Source organism: Pacificimonas pallii (assembly GCF_019204005.1).
In the GTDB taxonomy this organism is placed as follows: domain Bacteria; phylum Pseudomonadota; class Alphaproteobacteria; order Sphingomonadales; family Sphingomonadaceae; genus Pacificimonas; species Pacificimonas pallii.
The window spans coordinates 445,006-463,731 of record NZ_JAGSPA010000003.1; the positions used below are offsets into that span (position 1 = coordinate 445,006).

Annotated in this window: 19 protein-coding genes; 11 read left to right on the forward strand and 8 right to left on the reverse strand. The window is 62.0% G+C overall.

Going from position 1 to position 18,726, the window contains the following annotated elements; translation table 11 throughout:
* Positions 1–6 precede the first annotated feature (6 nt).
* The 3 genes from KCG44_RS10730 to KCG44_RS10740 all read right to left on the reverse strand — a co-directional run bounded on the left by KCG44_RS10730 (position 7) and on the right by KCG44_RS10740 (position 2,883).
* On the reverse strand, positions 7–1,272 hold the full coding sequence (locus tag KCG44_RS10730) for a DUF418 domain-containing protein (protein ID WP_218446082.1): 1,266 nt from the start codon (positions 1,270–1,272) through the stop codon (positions 7–9).
* Positions 1,269–2,135, reverse strand: coding sequence for an LOG family protein (locus KCG44_RS10735; protein WP_218446083.1), 867 nt, complete (start codon positions 2,133–2,135; stop codon positions 1,269–1,271). Before KCG44_RS10735 ends, KCG44_RS10730 begins: the two co-directional genes overlap by 4 nt.
* Positions 2,136–2,229: 94 nt before the next feature.
* A complete protein-coding gene (locus tag KCG44_RS10740; protein WP_218446084.1) occupies positions 2,230–2,883 on the reverse strand; it encodes an extensin-like domain-containing protein in 654 nt (217 codons plus the stop codon).
* Between the two features lie 245 nt (positions 2,884–3,128).
* On the opposite strand from KCG44_RS10740, the gene KCG44_RS10745 reads away from it, so the two are divergent.
* The 8 genes from KCG44_RS10745 (at position 3,129) to KCG44_RS10775 (ending at position 10,224) form a co-directional block, all read left to right on the forward strand.
* Positions 3,129–3,707: a protein-methionine-sulfoxide reductase heme-binding subunit MsrQ gene (locus KCG44_RS10745; protein WP_218446085.1), complete on the forward strand. Its 579-nt coding sequence runs from the start codon at positions 3,129–3,131 to the stop codon at positions 3,705–3,707.
* Positions 3,700–3,993, forward strand: coding sequence for a PepSY domain-containing protein (locus KCG44_RS10750; RefSeq protein WP_255536483.1), 294 nt, complete (start codon positions 3,700–3,702; stop codon positions 3,991–3,993). The genes KCG44_RS10745 and KCG44_RS10750 overlap by 8 nt, the downstream gene beginning before the upstream one ends.
* Before the next feature lie 182 nt (positions 3,994–4,175).
* Positions 4,176–5,345, forward strand: a complete 1,170-nt coding sequence (locus KCG44_RS10755) for a phosphoserine transaminase (RefSeq protein ID WP_218446086.1) — start codon at positions 4,176–4,178, stop codon at positions 5,343–5,345.
* A gap of 175 nt (positions 5,346–5,520) precedes the next feature.
* Positions 5,521–7,071 (forward strand): phosphoglycerate dehydrogenase, encoded by a 1,551-nt coding sequence (gene serA / locus KCG44_RS10760; protein ID WP_255536529.1) that lies wholly within the window; start codon positions 5,521–5,523, stop codon positions 7,069–7,071.
* A gap of 24 nt (positions 7,072–7,095) precedes the next feature.
* Positions 7,096–8,208 carry an ATP phosphoribosyltransferase regulatory subunit gene (locus KCG44_RS10765; protein WP_218446088.1) on the forward strand — a complete coding sequence of 371 codons (1,113 nt, stop codon included), beginning with the start codon at positions 7,096–7,098 and terminating at the stop codon, positions 8,206–8,208.
* Entirely contained in the window at positions 8,205–8,339 is a 135-nt protein-coding gene (locus tag KCG44_RS14420; protein ID WP_255536484.1) for a hypothetical protein, read from the forward strand. Before KCG44_RS10765 ends, KCG44_RS14420 begins: the two co-directional genes overlap by 4 nt.
* Positions 8,336–8,890 carry a chloramphenicol phosphotransferase CPT family protein gene (locus KCG44_RS10770; protein WP_218446089.1) on the forward strand — a complete coding sequence of 185 codons (555 nt, stop codon included), beginning with the start codon at positions 8,336–8,338 and terminating at the stop codon, positions 8,888–8,890. Before KCG44_RS14420 ends, KCG44_RS10770 begins: the two co-directional genes overlap by 4 nt.
* Positions 8,891–8,934: 44 nt before the next feature.
* Complete coding sequence (locus KCG44_RS10775) at positions 8,935–10,224, forward strand: adenylosuccinate synthase (protein ID WP_218446090.1); 1,290 nt, start codon at positions 8,935–8,937, stop codon at positions 10,222–10,224.
* A gap of 87 nt (positions 10,225–10,311) precedes the next feature.
* Here the strand turns inward: KCG44_RS10775 and KCG44_RS10780 are convergent, their stop codons facing one another.
* From KCG44_RS10780 to KCG44_RS10795, 4 genes are all read right to left on the reverse strand, one after another.
* Entirely contained in the window at positions 10,312–10,614 is a 303-nt protein-coding gene (locus KCG44_RS10780; RefSeq protein WP_218446091.1) for a (2Fe-2S) ferredoxin domain-containing protein, read from the reverse strand.
* Positions 10,615–10,642: 28 nt separating this feature from the next.
* Entirely contained in the window at positions 10,643–11,179 is a 537-nt protein-coding gene (locus tag KCG44_RS10785) for a J domain-containing protein (RefSeq protein WP_218446092.1), read from the reverse strand.
* Positions 11,180–11,420: 241 nt separating this feature from the next.
* Positions 11,421–11,975, reverse strand: coding sequence for a DUF937 domain-containing protein (locus KCG44_RS10790; RefSeq protein WP_218446093.1), 555 nt, complete (start codon positions 11,973–11,975; stop codon positions 11,421–11,423).
* The gene (locus tag KCG44_RS10795; protein ID WP_218446094.1) at positions 11,972–13,753 is read right to left on the reverse strand and encodes a DUF885 domain-containing protein; all 1,782 of its coding nucleotides are present in this window, start codon (positions 13,751–13,753) and stop codon (positions 11,972–11,974) included. The genes KCG44_RS10790 and KCG44_RS10795 overlap by 4 nt, the downstream gene beginning before the upstream one ends.
* Before the next feature lie 253 nt (positions 13,754–14,006).
* Between KCG44_RS10795 and KCG44_RS10800 the strand changes: the two genes are divergently transcribed.
* The 3 genes from KCG44_RS10800 (at position 14,007) to rpoN (ending at position 17,778) form a co-directional block, all read left to right on the forward strand.
* Positions 14,007–15,251, forward strand: a complete 1,245-nt coding sequence (locus KCG44_RS10800) for a putative DNA modification/repair radical SAM protein (RefSeq protein ID WP_218446095.1) — start codon at positions 14,007–14,009, stop codon at positions 15,249–15,251.
* Between the two features lie 191 nt (positions 15,252–15,442).
* Complete coding sequence (gene lptB, locus KCG44_RS10805; RefSeq protein ID WP_218446096.1) at positions 15,443–16,255, forward strand: LPS export ABC transporter ATP-binding protein; 813 nt, start codon at positions 15,443–15,445, stop codon at positions 16,253–16,255.
* A complete protein-coding gene (rpoN, locus tag KCG44_RS10810; protein WP_218446097.1) occupies positions 16,255–17,778 on the forward strand; it encodes an RNA polymerase factor sigma-54 in 1,524 nt (507 codons plus the stop codon). Before lptB ends, rpoN begins: the two co-directional genes overlap by 1 nt.
* A gap of 350 nt (positions 17,779–18,128) precedes the next feature.
* On the opposite strand, the gene msrA is transcribed toward rpoN, so the two are convergent.
* A complete protein-coding gene (gene msrA / locus KCG44_RS10815) occupies positions 18,129–18,671 on the reverse strand; it encodes a peptide-methionine (S)-S-oxide reductase MsrA (RefSeq protein WP_218446098.1) in 543 nt (180 codons plus the stop codon).
* Positions 18,672–18,726: the final 55 nt, after the last annotated feature.

The window sequence follows — 18,726 nt, forward strand, 5'->3', positions numbered from 1 at the left end:
GGAGATTCAGGGGCGCCGCAAATAGGTGCCCCGCCGCCACAGATATTCCAGCGGTCCCTGTCTGAAACGCCTTAGCCACAAAACGCTCAGCGTCAGCTGCACGGCGATGATCGCGGCCGCGGCCAGCCATAATTGCGCATGTGACAGCTTTGCGTGCAGGCCGAGGCCGAAACCCGGAAACAGCACCCACTGACAGATGATCGTCTGGCCGATATAATTGGTCAGCGCCATGCGCCCCGCCGGTACGAACACCGACAATATGCGCCGTGCACCGCCTGTTCCTTGAACCGGCTTACCATTGCCGTGCCAAAGCAATAGCAGCGCGCCCAGATGTCCGCACGTCATCGCCGACCGTCCGATCTGGTCGGTCACCGATAAAAGCTGGATCGGCGTGGTGAACCCGCCCGCATAAAGCTGACCCCATTCCGCCAAGCCGACCGGGATGCCGACCCCATAGCCCGCGATCATCATCCAGCGCCAGATGCCGCGATCCGCATCCGCGCCGAACAGGCCCCATTTCATCATGGCCGCCCCGATCAGCATGATCCCCAGCGCATCCAGCAGCCAGACACGCGAATAGCCAAGGTCATTCAGCTGATCCGCCACCTCGCTTTTATAGATCAGATTCGCCTCGATCCCCCCTGCCCGCGCGGTACGGCTCCGCTCGATCAGTTCAGGGTCCGGCCGCACCGACGCTTCCACCGTCCGCCAGGCCGACACGCGCGCATCCTCTTCTGGCACGCCCGCTGCAATCGCGGCCTCGGCAAAGGCCTGCTTGTTCGCAAGACCGACAAGATTTCCAAGCGTCAGGCCCGTCAGCAGGACGAGGCACGCAATCCCCAGCCCGGCCATGGGGCGCGCCTCCATGTCCCGCGCCAGCCACAGGACCAGCCCGCACAATCCATAAACCAGCAGGATATCGCCCGGCCACAGCAGCAGATAGCCATGCACCAGCCCCAGACCGATCAAAAGCAGCGTGCGCCGGTACCAGACCCACGCGCTCACCCGCCCGGCCATCAGCATGAAACCGGCCCCGAACAGCAGACAGAACAGCCCGCGCATCGCGCCTTCGACAAACACCATGCCGAACCACCAGACCGCCTGGTCCGCCAGGCCCCAGCCGGGGGCGAGTGCCGGGTTCCGCTCGATGCCCGGCACGCTGCCCATCGACCAGATGTTCATCAGCAATATACCGGCAACCGCCACCCCGCGCAGCATGTCGAGGCTGTCGATACGTCCCCGTCTGGCGGTGTCCTCCGCCAGTGCGGTCACACCGACGCGCCGTCCTCGATGCCATAGAAATCGGCAACGATCTTCCAGCCTTCCGCCGCTGTCTCGACATAGTGGAACAGGTCCAGATCGCCCGGCGACACCGTGCCTTCATCGACCAGCGCCTCGAAATCGATCACGCGCTCCCAGAATGCCCGGCCGTAAAGCAGCACCGGCATGCGTTTGATCTTGCCGGTCTGGATCAGGCACAGCGTCTCGAACAATTCGTCCAATGTTCCGAATCCGCCCGGAAACGCCGCCACGGCGCGGGCGCGAATCAGAAAGTGCATCTTCCGAATGGCGAAATAGTGAAACAGAAAGCTCAGTTCCGGCGTCACATACTGATTCGGCGCCTGCTCGAACGGCAGCACGATGTTCAGCGCGATGGACTCCTTGCCGACATCATGCGCACCGCGATTCGCAGCCTCCATGATCGACGGACCGCCGCCCGATACGATCACGAAATTACGCTTGCCGTCCTCGGTTTGCGGCAGCAGCGACACCGTCTGCGCCAGCTTGCGCGCTTCTTCGTAATATTTCGCTTTCTCGGCGAGCTTCTCGGCCTTGCGCCGTTCGACCGGCGTCTTGGCGTTCGCGATCATCGCCGCGGCGGCCGAAGCTTCGGGAATACGCGCGGAGCCATAAACGACGAACGTCGATTCGATGCCATGCTCCTGCTGCAACAGTTCCGGCTTCAGCAATTCCAGCTGTAGCCGGAATGCGCGCATGTCTTCCCGCTTCAGAAAATCCAGGTCCTGATATGCCAGGCGATAGGACGGGTGGTCGGTGGGGCCCTGCGCGGCCAGTTCGGCGTCTTCCGCATTGGAGGCAAAGCGGCGGGCGTGCACATCATCATGTTTTGTCATCAGCGCCGCTTAGGGCCTGTCCTCATGATTTGGAATGCTGCGCATGAAGGATAAGCGCCCTTTGGTAAGGGCAGCCCTTCACGGCATGCCCGCGCTAGCGGCAATAGGGTCCGCGCCCCATATCCATATGGAAATGATCCTCGTGGAACCGGTCCCCATCCGGGCCGATGACGATCTGGAAGCGCCTGCAGGCCGCGCCGTGCACGTCTTTCAGGAACCGCGCCGCATCGCCGCCGCCCGTCCAGCCGCCTTTCACCCGGATCGTGCGGCCATCGGCCAGCTCGAATCCCGCCACATCGACAGCATTGGCATAGGCATGTTCGGACAGGCGCGCGCCGGGTCGGCTATTGACGCTGCGGCAGGAATAGGTGCCATAGCTGATGATCCGGACGACATCGCTGCCAAGATGGCGCCGCGCCGCCCGCTGCAAATCCTCGTTGATCCAGCCGTGCAGCGCTTCGGCCACGGGACAGGACATGGCCGTAATCCCGCTGATCGGCACGCCGACCTGCAGCAGCTGCACACCGTTTGAAAACCCGCATCCCTCCGCCGTTCGCCGCGGCGGCAGTTTGCGGTATTCCAGGCCCCGCAGCCGGTCCAGCCGCGCATGGCACTGCTTCGCCGATTGCGGAATATCGGTGCGCGGCGCCTGCGCTGCGGAGGAAGACCTTACCGGCGCGTCACTGCGTCCACCGCCGCATGCCGCGAGGCACAGCACCGCGAAGATCACGAAAATCCGAACGATCAAGAAAAACTCCCATTCTCAATACGTCACCCCGGCGCAGGCCAAGGTCCATCTCTTCCGTCCAAACCTAGATGCGATCGCAGGAAATGGATACCGGTCTTCGCCGACATAACGTGTTTGCGTGGTTTAAAATGCAATATCCCCAAGTCCGATCATCCTGAGCGGATTAAGCGAGTGGCATAGACATCTGGGGCAGAAATACGCTGCCTCTTGCACCCCAGCCCTGTTATCGATAATCACTCGCAACAATGAAAGCCATCGTCAATCATCGAATTTTCTTCTGGACGCTGCTTGCCCTTCCGGCGGTCGCGGCGATCCTGTCGGGCAAGGATGCGGCGGACCAGTTGCACGGCACCGGCGAATGGTCGGCGCGCCTTCTGATTCTGGCGCTCGCCATCTCACCGCTTGTCCTCGTGGCACGCCGCGCCCGCTGGACGCTCTGGCTACAGCAGCGCCGCCGCTACATCGGCGTGGCCGCCTTCGCATACGCTGCCCTTCACACATTCTATTACGTCATGGATATGGAGACGCTGCCCGCGATCCTGTCGGAAATTACCATTATCTCCATATGGACTGGCTGGCTCGCCATCATCGCCATGCTGCTGATGGCGCTCACGTCGAACGATGCCTCGATGCGCTGGCTGCGGGCTGGCTGGAAGAAACTCCAGCGCCTCGCTTACCCTGCCGCGATCCTTACCCTTGCCCACTGGCTGCTCATTCATGATGGGGTCACCGCCGCGCTCATACATTTCGCGCCGCTCGCCCTGCTTGAAGCTTACCGAATCGCCCATCATCTCAACCGAAGGAAAACCCCCGCTCATGCGTAAGATCATCATGTCCGCCCTCGCGGCGGCAACCATCGCCGCCCCCGCAATGGCCACCGGCAAAGTGACCTGCGACGTTCCCGAATCGGAATGGCAGCCCCGCGAAGCGCTGGAGGCGCAGCTGACCGCCGAGGGCTGGACCGTTCGCAAGTCAAAAGTCGATGGCGGCTGCTACGAAGTCTATGCGAAAGACGAGGAAGGTCGGAAAATCGAAGCCTATTTCGACCCCGCCACCTTCGAAAAGCTCTACGTCGCGCAGCGCGGCAAGGTCCTGTTCGAGAAGAAATAACCGAACAGCCTCAGTCTGGCGGAAACGGCTTCGATCCCCCTCAACCGGGATCGGAGCCGTTTTTCTTTTGCCTAATGGCCTGCCTTGAAATGAACATTTGACATGCTGCGCCGCAGCAATAGGAACGGCGACGGGCCACGCGGTCCCAACGCCGCGCGAGCTCTCTGTAAGGAGAGAATATTGTGTCAAATGAAACTACGCCTACACCCGAATTGCGTCCTGAGCGTCCGTTCTTTTCATCCGGACCGACCTGCAAATTCCCGGGCTGGTCGCTGGACAGGCTGAAAACCAAGGCTCTTGGCCGGTCGCATCGTTCAGCCATCGGCAAAGGCCGCCTCAAATACGCCATCGACCTCAGCCGCGAAATCCTCGGCATCCCCGACGACTATCTGATCGGCATCATGCCGGGCTCCGATACCGGCGCGCTCGAATGCGCCATGTGGACGATGCTGGGCAAAGGCCCCGCAACGGTCGCGGCATGGGAAAGCTTCGGCAATGTCTGGATTCAGGATGCGGTCAAGCAGCTGAAGCTCGCCGACCTCACCGTCCTCGACGCCGATTATGGCCAGATCCCCGACCTCGCCTCGATCCCGCAGGACAATGATGTCGTCTTCACCTGGAACGGCACGACGTCCGGCGCGAAGATCGAGAATACCGACTGGCTCGCGCCCGGCCGCGAGGGCATCACCATCAACGACGCCACTTCGGCGCTGTTCGCGCAGCCGATGGACTGGGCAAAGCTCGATGCGACGACCTATTCCTGGCAGAAGGTGATGGGGTCAGAGGCCGCACATGGCATGCTGATCCTCAGCCCGAAAGCGGTGGAGCGTATCGAAAGCTACGACCCCGCCTGGCCGCTGCCCAAGCTCTTCCGCATCAAGAAGGGCGGACAATTGAACCGCGCGATCTTCGAGGGCGCGACCATCAACACGCCGTCGCTGCTCGCGACCGAAGATTATATCGCGGCGCTCGAATGGGCCAAATCGATCGGCGGCCTTTCCGCGCTGCACGCCCGCGCCGACGCGAACGCAAAGATCGTCACCGACTGGATCGAGGCCACGCCGTGGCTCAGGAACATGGTGCCAAACCCGGCGCAGCGCACCAACACAGGCGTCTGCATGGTGTTTCAGGGCGACTGGTATGACGGCCTCGATGCCGACGCGCAGGCGGCCGTGCCGAAGACCATCGCAAAAATGCTCGAAGAGCGGGACGTCGGTTACGATTTCAACGGCTACCGCGACGCGCCGCCATCTCTGCGCATCTGGTGCGGCTCCACGGTCGAGGAAGAAGACCTCCGCCGCCTGCTGCCCTGGATCGAATGGGCCTATGCCGAGGTGAAGGCGAAGGGCTAGCCGAACCGGCAGCCCCGCCACATCCCGACTCCTATCATCCCGAGCGCAGTCGAGGGACGCACCCAGCCCATTGCCACGCCATAGTGCGTCCCTCGACTGCGCTCGGGACGATCAAATTCAACTTCCAGCATGGAGAATTCCCGTGACGACTCCCAAAGTCCTTATTTCCGACAAAATGTCCCCAAAGGCTGCCGAGATCTTCCGTGAACGCGGAATCCAGGTCGACGAGAAAACCGGCCTCGGCAAAGACGAACTCATCGCCATCATCGGCGAGTATGACGGCCTCGCCATACGCTCCTCGACGCGGCCTGACGCCGACATCATGGACGCGGCCACGAACCTGAAAGTCATTGGCCGCGCCGGGATCGGCACCGACAATATCGACAAGGATGCCGCATCGGCGCGCGGTATCGTCGTTATGAACACGCCGTTCGGCAATTCCATCACCACGGCGGAACACGCCATCGCGATGATGTTCGCCCTCGCCCGCCAGCTGCCCGAGGCCGATGCCTCCACACAGGCTGGCAAGTGGGAGAAGTCGAAATTCATGGGCGTGGAGCTCACCGGCAAGACGCTCGGCCTGATCGGTGCCGGCAATATCGGCTCCATCGTCGCCGACCGCGCCCGCGGCCTGAAGATGAAAGTCGTCGCCTTCGATCCGTTCCTGACCGAGGACCGCGCCGTCGAAATCGGCGCTGAAAAAGTCGATCTCGACGGCCTTCTGTCGCGCGCCGATTTCATCACGCTCCACACACCCCTCACCGACCAGACACGCGGTATTCTTGGCCGGGAAAATCTTGAAAGGACAAAGAAAGGCGTGCGCATCATCAACTGCGCGCGCGGCGGCCTGATTGACGAGGCGGCGCTGAAGGATCTGCTGGAAAGCGGCCACATCGCCGGTGCCGCGCTCGACGTGTTTGGCGAGGAACCCGCGAAGGAAAACAGCCTGTTCGGTACGCCCGGCTTTGTCGCGACGCCGCATCTTGGGGCATCGACGACGGAGGCGCAGGTCAATGTCGCCATTCAGGTTGCCGAGCAGATGGCCGACTATCTGCTGACGGGCGCGGTCACCAACGCGCTCAACACGCCCTCGGTCAGCGCCGAGGAAGCGCCCCGGCTGAAGCCTTACATGACGCTCGCCACCAAGCTTGGCCTGCTCGCCGGACAGCTTGCGCATCGCGGCATCAAGCGCGTGTCCATCGAGGCCGAGGGGGCCCTTGCCGAACTCAATATGAAGCCGGTCACCGCCGCCGTCCTTGCCGGTATGCTGCGTCCGATTTCGGATACCGTGAACATGGTCAATGCCCCCTTCATGGCACGTGAACGCGATATCGACGTCGCCGAGGTACGCCATGACAAGGAAGGCGATTATGCCAGCCTGCTGCGTCTGACCGTCGAAACATCGGACGGTGTGCGCTCCGTCGCAGGCACGCTGTTTGGCGATAATGCGCCGCGTCTGGTCGAACTTTTCGGTATCCGCATGGAGGCGGAGCTCGACGGTCCGATGCTGTATATCGAAAATGAGGACAAGCCGGGCTTCATCGGCGCGGTCGGGTCCACGCTGGGCCAGGCCGGGATCAATATTGGCACGTTCAATCTCGGCCGCCGCGCCGGCGGCTCGGACGCCGTCATGCTCGTCGCCGTCGATGACGAAGTGAACGCCGACGTCATGGCGACCATCAAGACACTGGACGGCGTCAAGAACGTCAAGGCATTGACTTTCTAGCCCGTATCAGGGCGTAGGGTGCGCATGACCGACCCCATCTCTCGCGGGCTCCTGCCCGAAGGATTCCGTGATCGCCTCGCGCCCCGCGCCGCGGCTGCGGACAGGCTCGTGCGCACCCTTTGCGATCGCATCACGGCCCATGGCTATGACCTCGTGCAGCCGCCCCTTGCGGAGTTTGAGGACAGCCTGATCGGGCGGCTGTCCGATGGCGGCGCGCAGGATCTGCTGCGCGTCATCGACCCCGTCTCGCAGCGCACGCTCGCCATCCGCTCCGACATCACGCCGCAGGCCGGACGCATCGCCGCCACGCGCCTTGCGCACCGTCCGCGTCCGCTGCGGCTCAGCTATGCCGGTCCCGTGCTCAGCGTGCGCCCGCCGCAGGTCGGCGCGGAACGCGAACGCATGCAGATCGGTGCGGAACTGATCGGCCATGACAGCGTCGCCGCCGCAGGCGAAATCCTGACCGTCGCGCTGGAGGCCCTTACCGCCGCAGGCTGCGCCGACCTTTCCGTCGACCTCACCCTGCCCTCGCTCGTCGAAGAGCTTGCCGAAGCTGACTGGCCCGTTGACAACCTTGACGCCGTCCGCGCCGCCCTTGACGGCAAAGACCACGCGTCCCTGATTGCGGCGGGCGGCGCGGCCTATGCCCCGCTGATCGAGGCCGCTGGCCCCGCGGCATCCGCGATCCCCGCCCTCCGCGCAGCCGGCATGGGCGCCGCTTTCGACCGCCGCCTTGATGCCGCAGAGGCGCTGACGGCCCGCGCCTCCGGCCTCGCCCGCGTCACCGTCGATCCCACCGAGCGGCGCGGCTTCGAGTTTCAGACCTGGCTCGGCTTCAGTCTGTTCGCGGGCGGTATCGCCTCTGAAATCGGCCGCGGCGGCACCTATATCGTCCGCCATCCCGGCGGCGCGGAGGAACCCGCCATCGGCTTCTCCCTCTACATTGACGGTCTGGTTCAGGCGGGCCTGGGCAGGCGGAAGACACGCCGTATCTTCCTGCCGCACGGCACCGATGCCGGGGTTGGTACGGCGCTGCGCGCCGACGGCTGGGTCACCGTCGCCGCCCTTTCAGGATCCGATGATGCGGAAGCGAACGCCTGCACCCACATCTGGACCGGCGAACCGGCCGCGCTGTGACCGAAGAAGAGCAAAACAAGCTCCGCGACGATGCGGCCCGCGCGGGCATATTCGCCACCATAGCGCTCTTCATCGCCGCCATCGCCCTCGCCCTCTCGATCCTCGGTCTGTTCATGCCGCTGTCAAGATGACACGGACCCGGCTGATCCTTCTCAACGGCGCGACTTCCGCCGGGAAGACCAGTCTCGCCGCTGCTTTGCAGGCCAGACTCCCCGGCGTTTGGCTGAATGCCAGCATCGATGATTTCATTAAAATGATGCCGCCAGGCCTGCGAAACGACCCCGAAGGCATTCGCGTCGTCAGCGATGAGCATGCTGGCACCGTGGCGCTCGCCTTTGGCCCTAGCGGTTTTAAGATGATCCAGGCCTTCCACCGCGCGGTCGCTGCGATGGCGGCGACAGGCAGGATCATTGTCGATCACGTCATGTTCGATCCGCGCTTCTGGCCCGATTGGCAGGAAGCACTTGGCGCCCTGCCCCGCCTTACCGTTGGTGTCCATTGCGACCTGCCGGAACTTGAACGCCGCGAACGGGAACGCGGTGACCGCATGATCGGTCAGGCCCGCGCCCAGATCAACCTTGTGCATCGCGCACCGCAATATGATCTGGAAGTCGACACGAGCCGCGATTCCAATGCCGATTGCGCGCAGAAGATATTGGACCTGATCGCCGCCCGGCTCTAGGCAAGCGCACGGCCCGTTTCTTCCAGCCGTAGAGAGTTTCTGACATGAGCAACGTAACCGTAATCGGCGCACAATGGGGCGACGAGGGCAAAGGCAAGATCGTCGACTGGCTGGCTGCGCGCGCCGATGTCGTCGTCCGGTTTCAGGGCGGCCACAATGCCGGGCACACGCTCGTGGTGGATGGCAAGGTCTACAAGCTCAGCCTGCTGCCGTCCGGCATCGTTCGGGGCACGCTCAGCGTCATTGGCAATGGTGTCGTCCTCGACCCCTGGGCGCTCGCCAAGGAGATCGAGACCCTGCGCGGTCAGGGTGTGGACATCACGCCGGACGTGCTCCGCATCAGTGAGACATGCCCGCTCATCCTCCCTTTCCACCGCGACCTTGACGGCCTGCGCGAGGATGCCTCCGGCGAAGGCAAGATCGGTACGACCCGCCGCGGCATTGGCCCCGCCTATGAGGACAAGGCCGGCCGCCGCGCCCTTCGCGTCTGCGATCTTCACGACCTCGGCCGCATCGGTCCGCAGCTCGACCGGATCGAGGCGCATCACAACGCCCTGCGCGCGGGCTTCGGCGTCGAGCCTATTGATCGCGAAGGCCTGCTGACGGAGCTGGCGGCGATCAAGGACACCGTTCTTCCCTACGTGGCCCCGGTCTGGCGCGATCTCAACGCCGCCCAGGCGGATGGCAAGCGGATCCTGTTCGAGGGGGCGCAGGGTGTGCTTCTCGATGTCGATCACGGCACCTACCCCTTCGTCACCAGCTCCAACACGGTCAGCGGCACGTCGGCATCCGGGTCGGGCCTTGGGCCCGATGCGGCGGGCTATGTCCTTGGCATCGTCAAGGCGTACACCACCCGCGTTGGTAGCGGCCCCTTCCCCACCGAACTGATGGACGAGACCGGCCGGAAACTCGGCGAGCGCGGCCATGAATTCGGCACCGTCACCGGCCGCCAGCGGCGGTGCGGCTGGTTCGATGCCGCGCTGGTGCGTCAGTCCATCGCCATTTCCGGCGTCAGCGGCATGGCGCTTACAAAGCTCGATGTCCTCGACACGTTCGAGACGCTGCGCATCTGCACCGGATATGAAATTGGCGGCAAACACTATGACTATCTGCCCGCCGCCACGCAGGATCAGCAGGCCGCAACGCCGGTCTATGAGGAATTTGAAGGCTGGGAGGGCATGACCGCCAATGCCCGCAGCTGGAGCGACCTGCCCGCGCAGGCCGTGAAATATGTCAAGCGCATCGAGGAACTGGTCGGCTGCCCGGTGGCCCTGGTATCGACCAGCCCCGAGCGCGACGACACGATCCTGGTGACGGACCCGTTCAAGGGGTAAAGACCCAGAAGCAGATTTCGCAATCGCGCGGAAAGTCGCGGAACGAAGGAAAAACCTCGCCCGGGGCGCGGCACCGCCCGAAACTCGCTATTCCGTGAGGCCCACAATTTCGGCGATCTCGTCCATATCCGTGCCTTTCGGGACGATATTCCAAAGGTCGCTGTTACAGCCGTTGATCACCACCACGGCGTTTTTCGGGCAGACACCCAGGCACTTCACCTCGATAATCCCCATCGGACTTTTGCGGCCCTTTCCGCCGCCGCAATAGCCGCGCAGCGCCTTCATCAGGCTCTGTTTGCCCTTAATGCCAAAGCCGCCCTTGCATTTCTTCGAACATTTCGCGCAGACGAGAATCGCCTTCGACCAGTCGGACCGGACGGTGCGTTTCATTTGGCGACGAATCCGGCGACCGGCGTGGCTATTCGCCCTTCCATTCGCGCATTTCCTCGGCGCGCTTCAGGACTTCATAGGCCGCCTGCCCCGCCTGAAACAGTTTCGCCGCCTCTTCGTCGCCCGGCTTGCGGTCAGGATGATGCAGCTTGGCCCATTTGCGGTAGGCCAGCTTGATCTCCTCGAACTTCGCATCGACGTCGAGTTCGAACAGTTCCAGCGCGTCCAGCTCGCCCTGACCGCGGCTGCCATCGCCGCTACCGGCCCACTCATAAGCGCGCGAGCGGGCGTGTTTCGCGGCCGCGTTTTCATCATTCGCGCGGTCCTGCGCCTGTTCTTTCGTCAGGCCTTCGAAATAATTATAGCCGCGATTATACTCGCCCGCGTGTTTCTGGCAGAAATACCAGCGATCCTTCGAATTCGGCGATTTCGGAGCAGGGCAGTCCCCCTTTTCCTCGCAGCCATGGCGGTCGCAGATACGGACAGTCGCCGCGTCGAATCCGGCGGCGTCATATTCGCCCCAGCGCGGGAATCCCCAGCTTTTCGGTGTACGTGTAGGTGGCATAGCCAACCAATCTAAGGTGTCACAAAGGCGTTGGCCACCATGAAGCGCAGGGCATCTTGGTCGCAGCATGGCAAGGATCTTGGAACCCCTTCCGGTCTATGCCGCACATTCTGCACGTCACCCCGGCGCACGCCGGGGTCCATCCCTTGTGTCTGCGCCCTGGCTTTCTCTCAAAAGATCGACACCGGCCTGCGCCGACATGACGGCAAAGATATGGGCTCGGACGCGAAAGAGGGAGCGGCTATTTGCGGCCGAACATACCCATAATGTCGTCGATCGGATTGCCGTCGCCGTCCTGATCGAGTGCATTCAGCAATCCGCCAAACCCGCCTGTGGGCGCCGCCCCGCGACCGGCACCGCCGCTCTGCCCGCCAAGCATCGACCCGGCCGCCGCCCCGATCAGGCCGCCCAGCGCGCCGCCGCCCATTCTCTTCGTCAGCGCCTTTCCAACCATCGCCGCCACGATGGGCAGCAGCATCTTCATCACGGCATCGGATACGCCCGGTGTTTCGGTCGACGCCTTCTTCGCGACCTGACGGCTGACATCTTTCGATCCGAAAATCTGACCCAGGATCTGGTTACCGGTATCCCGCGCGGCTTCGGGCCGCTCAACCCTCCCGGCCAGGTCTTCCACCTGCGAAAGGTCGCCGCCCGCGGCCTGCTTTCGCATCCCGCCCATCACCATCGGCAGCAGCGACGCCATCGCGCCTCGGGTCTGCTCCGGTGTCAGTCCGAACTGCTGGCCAACATTCGTAAAATCGACGCCCGCTGCGCCGGCAATGTCTTCAATGTTCATGAAACCCCTTCCTCGATCACTTTTGCCTGCTCGGCCGCGATCCAGCGGTCGACATGACCTTCAAGCACATCCAGCGGCACCGCGCCATTTTCCAGCACGGCGTCATGAAACGTACGCAGGTTGAAGGACGGCCCCAATGCCGTTTCCGCCCGTTCCCGCAACGCCCGGATCTTCAGTTCGCCGACCTTATAGGCCAGCGCCTGTCCCGGCCATGTAATGTAGCGGTTCACTTCGGCATCGATGTTCGCTGCGGACAAAGCGCTATTATCGGTCATGAAGGCAACCGCACGCGCCTTGCTCCAGCCTTTTGAATGGATGCCGGTATCGACGACCAGGCGGCAGGCGCGCCACATCTCGTAGCTCAACTGACCCATTTTCTTGGCGGGCGTGTCATACATGCCCATTTCCTTGCCCAACTGCTCGGAATACAGGCCCCAGCCCTCGACAAATGCTGTGAAATTCGATCCGAACTGCCGGATCGGGTGCATCTCGAGTTCCTGCTGCAAAGACAGTTGGTGGTGGTGTCCGGGAACCGCTTCATGAATCGACAGCACGGGCACTTCCCACAAGGGACGCTGGTCAAGAGCTGTCAGGTTCACCCGGTAAATACCCGGACGCCCGATGGCGAGCGAGCCGAGTTCGTAATAGGCCGTCGTATTGCCAACGGCCTGATCCATTGGGATCGGCTTCACCGTATAGGGCAGCCGCGGCAGCGTCCCGAACAATTGCGGCATCCAGCCATCGATCAGCTTCGTCTGCGCCGCCGTGACCTGTAGCAGCTCATCACCCGTTTTCGGATAATAGACCGGATTGGTGCGCAAATCCTCGATGAAGCCCTTGCGGTCACCCGCGAAGCCCGCCTCTGCGGCGACCGTTTCCATTTCCGCCCGGATACGGGCGACTTCGGACAGGCCGAGCTTATGCACCTCGTCCGCTGTCATGTCGGTCGTCGTGAAGCTCTTGATCAGATATTGATAATAATCCGTACCGCCCGGCGTTTCGGAAATTCCGATGGTATCACGGCATTTCGGTTCATATTCAGCCGTGTAGAACTCTCCGAATTGGCGATAAGCCGGAATGACGCTCTGTTCGATGGCGGCCCGGGCGCGTGTCTTCAGGTCCTCCCACTCGCCTTCCGAAATCGTATCCGGGCGCTCGGAAAAGGGCATCCAGAAACTGGAGCTTTCCGCCGTGTCCGCATAGCGCCCTTCGATCGTGCCGATGAATGTTTCCATCGGCTCACAGGGCTGCATCAGCCCGCCCGCTATGGCTTTGCGCGTCCGCGCGATTCCGGCGGCGTTCTGCTCCGAATAGTTTTCCAGTCGGCCAATATAGGAGTCGTAATCCGCCTTGGTGAAAAACGGGCTCCCCTCCGGCAAACCCGCAAACCACATGTGCCAGCCGCCGCGATTGGTGAAGATCATGTAGCGGCTGTGCGGAAATTCCGCCCCCGCCAGCTGATCGTCGATTCCCCGCAACAGCACGCCGTAATCGACACGCAGATCATTGGGCAGCGCGCCCACATCGATGGCCGCAAAGCGTTTCCGGAACGCGCGCACCTCGGCAAGCTGCCTCTGCTCGGCGGCCTCTGACAGGTCGCCAATCTTGCTGTCCCCGCGCCGGTCGCCGACGCGCATCGCCGTCAGCGGGCTATTGTCCAGCGTCCATTGCCACAGCTCTTCGCGCAGCGCCGTATAATCATCCACTGGCGCGGCCAGGACCGGTGCGCCGGTCAGCGGCAGCGCGGCGATCACACCTGCCAGAATCCAGTTTTTCATATGGTGACATCTCCCGAATATCGTGAACACGCCCTATCGCCCGACATCCAAACCGTAAAGCAAAGCCGCGGCCGCCCTCTTCCCTCTCCGCGAATGCCGGCATGTCTCGGTACGCAGGTGAAGCGGAACATCGGTTCGGGACGGGCATGGCGACCCGCGCCGAAAGGCGCAGTCAGCCCCCGAATTCATGCCTTTCAGCAGGTTATAACCTGCATCTATCGACACCTGGCACTCGAGAACATATAAAGAACGAATGGCTCAGCTCGATACCCGTCAGAAACTAGCGATTCTCGCTGATGCCGCCAAATATGATGCGTCATGCGCATCATCCGGCACGTCAAAACGCAATAGCGCGGGCGGCAAGGGCGTCGGCTCTACCGAGGGGATGGGGATTTGCCACGCTTATGCTCCCGATGGCCGCTGTATTTCCCTCCTCAAGATCCTGCTCACCAATAGCTGTATTTTCGACTGCCACTATTGCATCAACCGCAAGAGCTCGAACGTCCGGCGCGCACGCTTCACGGTTTCGGAAGTCGTCGACCTGACCCTGAATTTCTACAGGCGAAACTATATTGAGGGTCTGTTCCTTTCGTCCGGCATCATCGGATCGTCCAATTATACCATGGAACAGCTTGTCGAGATCGCCCGGCAATTGCGGGAGGTGCATGATTTTCGCGGCTATATTCACCTGAAGACGATCCCCGACGCGGACCCGGAACTTGTGCGGCTCGCCGGACTGCATGCCGACCGCGTGTCCATCAATGTCGAACTGCCCACATCACGCGGCTTGAAACGTCTTGCCCCCGAAAAGGATGAGGGCCGTATCGAAGGCGCCATGTCCCATATGAATACGGCAATCATCGACGGCAGGGATGCGCGCAAGAAATATAAAAGCGCTCCGAAATTCGCGCCTGCCGGTCAGTCGACGCAGATGATCGTTGGTGCCGACGCGGCAAAGGACGGCGACATCATCTTGAAGGCCTCCAGCCTCTACAACCGGTTCAGCATGCGCCGCGTCTATTACAGCGCATTCAGCCCGATTCCCGATGCCAGCGCCGTCCTGCCGCTGAAATCGCCGCCGTTGATGCGTGAACATCGCCTCTACCAGTCTGACTGGCTGATGCGCTTTTATGGTTTCCAGCCGCGCGAAGTCATTGCCGCATCCGAGGATGGCATGCTGCCGCTCGATATAGACCCAAAGCTCGCCTGGGCGCTCAAATTCCGGGAAAGTTTTCCCGTCGACGTCAACCGTGCGCCGCGCGACATGCTGCTGCGTGTTCCGGGGCTTGGCACAAAGGCGGTCGGCGCGATCCTGAAGTCCCGCCGCTATCGCAATTTGCGCCTCGACGACCTTGGCCGCCTGACTCAGTCCATTCGCAAGATCCGCCCGTTCATCTCCTGCGTCGGCTGGCAGCCGACCCGCCTCACCGATCGCGAAGATCTGAAAAGCCTGATCGTTCCAAAGAAGGAGCAATTGGAGCTCTTCGCCCGGACCTGACCAGCACACTCGCCAGGCAATGTGGCGGCTTCCGGTCGATCGCCCTGGAACCGCCGGGGTTCGGCTTTTGGCCAGCCCGACTGTGTCAATTTCGCAACAAAAAGACCGCTTGACAGCCCCGCAGCACGTTTCGTGCCAATTCATGCTTTTCATCATTTATCCTTAACCCATCGCTTGATAAGGCTTTCGGTATGAGCGAGACAAAAATTCTCGGCCAGGACGTGCAAGCGATTGGCGAGGCGGCAAAAATCGCCCGTGAGGCAGACGCCGCACCTGATGGTGCCGGCGGTCTTTCGGTCATTTCCATTGGCAAGTCCTACGACAAGAGAACGGTGCTGCGCGACGTTTCCCTCGGCGTGCGGCGCGGCGAGGTGGTCGGCCTGCTCGGTCCCAACGGCGCCGGCAAGACGACGTGCTTTTATTCGATCATGGGACTCGTGCAGCCGGACCATGGCCGCATCAGTCTCGACGGCATCGACATCACACAGCTTCCCATGTACCGCCGCGCCGCGCTGGGTCTTGGCTATCTGCCGCAGGAGACGTCGATCTTTCGCGGCATGACCGTCGAGCAGAACATCATGGCCGTCCTTGAAATCGTCGAGCCGAACAGGTCCGCACGCCGCGACCGGCTGGAACAGCTGCTCGAGGAATTCTCGATCACGCGCCTGCGTTCATCGCCCGCAATGGCACTGTCGGGCGGTGAACGCCGCCGCTGTGAAATCGCGCGCGCGCTGGCCGCCGATCCTTCGATCATGCTGCTTGACGAGCCGTTCGCGGGCATCGACCCCATTTCGATCAGTGATATTCGCGATCTCGTCTATCATCTGAAGGACCGCGATATCGGCGTGCTCATCACGGACCATAATGTCCGTGAGACGCTCGATATCGTTGATCGCGCCTGCATCATCTTCGACGGCAGCGTCCTTTTTGAAGGCACGCCCGACGCGCTTGTCGAGAATGAGGACGTGAAACGCGTATATCTGGGCGAGGGCTTTACCCGCTAGTGGCGCTCGGGCCTCGCCTCGACCTCCGCCAGTCACAGCAGCTGGTGATGACGCCGCAGCTGCAACAGGCCATCAAACTGCTTGCGCTGTCCAATGTGGAGCTTGAGGCGTTCCTGCAGGAAGAGCTGGAAAAGAACCCGCTGCTTCAGGTGGAGGAGGGTGAGGGCAGTCCCGAAAAAACCGGCCCTGCGGAAGAGCCCGCCAGCAGCGACGAACTCATGAAGGGCGGCGGCAGCGAAAATGACGCGCCGCTGGATGTCGATCACAGCGAAGAAACCTTCCACCATGACGCCGAGGTGGACCGGCCCGAACGCCAGCCCGAAAATAGCGGCGAGGGGCTCAGCCTGTCGGATGGTGCCGGCGGCGGCGGCGGTGCCGGCGGTGAATTCGATATCGGCACGGCCGCCGAGGCCGATCTGTCGCTACAGGATTTCCTCATCGAACAGACGGCCGGCCTGGAGCCCACCGAACGCATGATCGCCCGTCACATTATCGATATGATCGACGATTCCGGGTATTTTGTCGGTACCTGCGAGGAAATCGGCTGGCGTCTCAACATCGGTGAGGAAGCTGTCGAGCAGGTTCTTCTCAAGGTTCAGCAGTGCGAACCGACGGGCGTCGGCGCGCGCAATCTTGGCGAATGTCTCGCACTGCAGGCCAAGGAAGCGGATCGCTATGACCCCTGCATGGCAAAGCTGCTATCGCGCCTTGATCTCCTCGCCCGCGGCGACCTGCCGACGCTGAAGCGCCTGTGCCGCGTCGACTCCGAAGATCTGGCGGACATGATCAGCGAGATTCGCAGCTACAATCCCAAACCAGGCCTTGCCTTTGGCGGCGGCGAAGCGCTGCCCATCGTGCCCGATGTCTTCGTGAGTGCGAAGGATGATGGCGGCTGGAAGGTCGAGCTGAACGGCGCCACCCTGCCGCGCCTGCTCATCGACCGCTCCTATTCCGCCGACCTTTCCAGTGGCGGTATCAAGTCGAAGGAAACCGCCAGCTTTCTGTCCGAATGCCTGCAATCCGCCAACTGGCTGATGAACGCGCTCGACCAGCGCCAGCGCACCATCGTCAAAGTATCATCCGAGATCGTCAAGAAGCAGGAGGGTTTCTTTCGCCACGGCGTGTCGAAGCTGAAACCCATGACGCTGAAGGCCGTCGCCGAAGAAATCGAGATGCACGAATCCACCGTCAGCCGCGTGACCTCGAACAAATATATGATGTGCGAGCGCGGCCTGTTCGAACTGAAATATTTCTTCACCAGCGCCATTCAATCGATGGAAGCGGATGGTGACGCCGTCAGTGCCGAGGCTGTGAAAGACCGCATTGGCGCGCTGATCGCAGAAGAACCGCGCACAAAGGCCCTGTCCGACGACAAGCTGGTCACATTGCTGAAGGATGAAGGCTTTGACATCGCCCGGCGGACCGTCGCGAAATACCGCGAGTCCCTGGGGCTCGGCAGCTCCGTCCAGCGCCGCCGCTCCTATGCGCTCAGCGATGCAGGCGACCGCAGCGAAGCGGCGTAAATGCTCCCGCTGCATTCCCCTGCATTCACAGGGATGATAGGTAAAATGTGACACAGATTCATTGAAGCACCAGCCTCCCTCAAGAATGCCGCAAAACCCAAAATCCCATCATCCTGAGCGCAGTCGAAGGACGCACCCAGAGGGCTACAACACCATCACGCGTCCCTCGACGACGCTCGGGATGATAAAGAGGAAAAAGCGCCCCTGCCCCACACATTAATACTAGCGAAAGCCGCTATCCACCTGTTGCGACAGAACCAGGGCGCAGACTCAAAAGGTGGCCCCCGGCTTCCGCCGGGGTAACGGACAGGCGGCGAAATTCACGCCCGACTCAAGGCCTGAACCCAACCCTAAACAGCGACGCCAGGCTTCAGCCGATCACGATATTCCTTGCGGAACTTCTGTACCTTCGGACCAATGACGTAATTGCAATAAGGCGTGGAATTCCCGACGCGCGCATAATAGTCCTGATGCCCGCGCTCGCCCGGCCACCATTTGCCGCCTTCGATCGTCGTCACGATGGGATCGCTCCACAAGGAAGCGGCGTTTTCGACCGCCGCTTTCGCCGCCGCGCGCTGCGCGTCGTCCAGCGGGAAAATCGCGCTGCGATATTGCGGCCCGGTATCATTGCCCTGCCGGTCCTTCGTGGTGGGATCATGGATGTGGAAAAAGATGTCCAGCATCTCGGCATAGCTCACCAGTTCAGGATCGAATTCGATCTTCACCGCCTCCGCATGGCCGGATTTCTTGCCACAAACCTCTTCATAGGTCGGGTGGTCGATATGGCCGCCAATATACCCCGATTCAACGTGCTGGACACCTTGCAGATCGTTGTAAATGGCTTCCAGGCACCAAAAGCAGCCGCCGGCGAGGATTGCGGTTTCACTTGTCATCACACGGTCTCCTTGGCGGCATATGTCGGACTTGACCTTCCCCCGTTCAAGACGG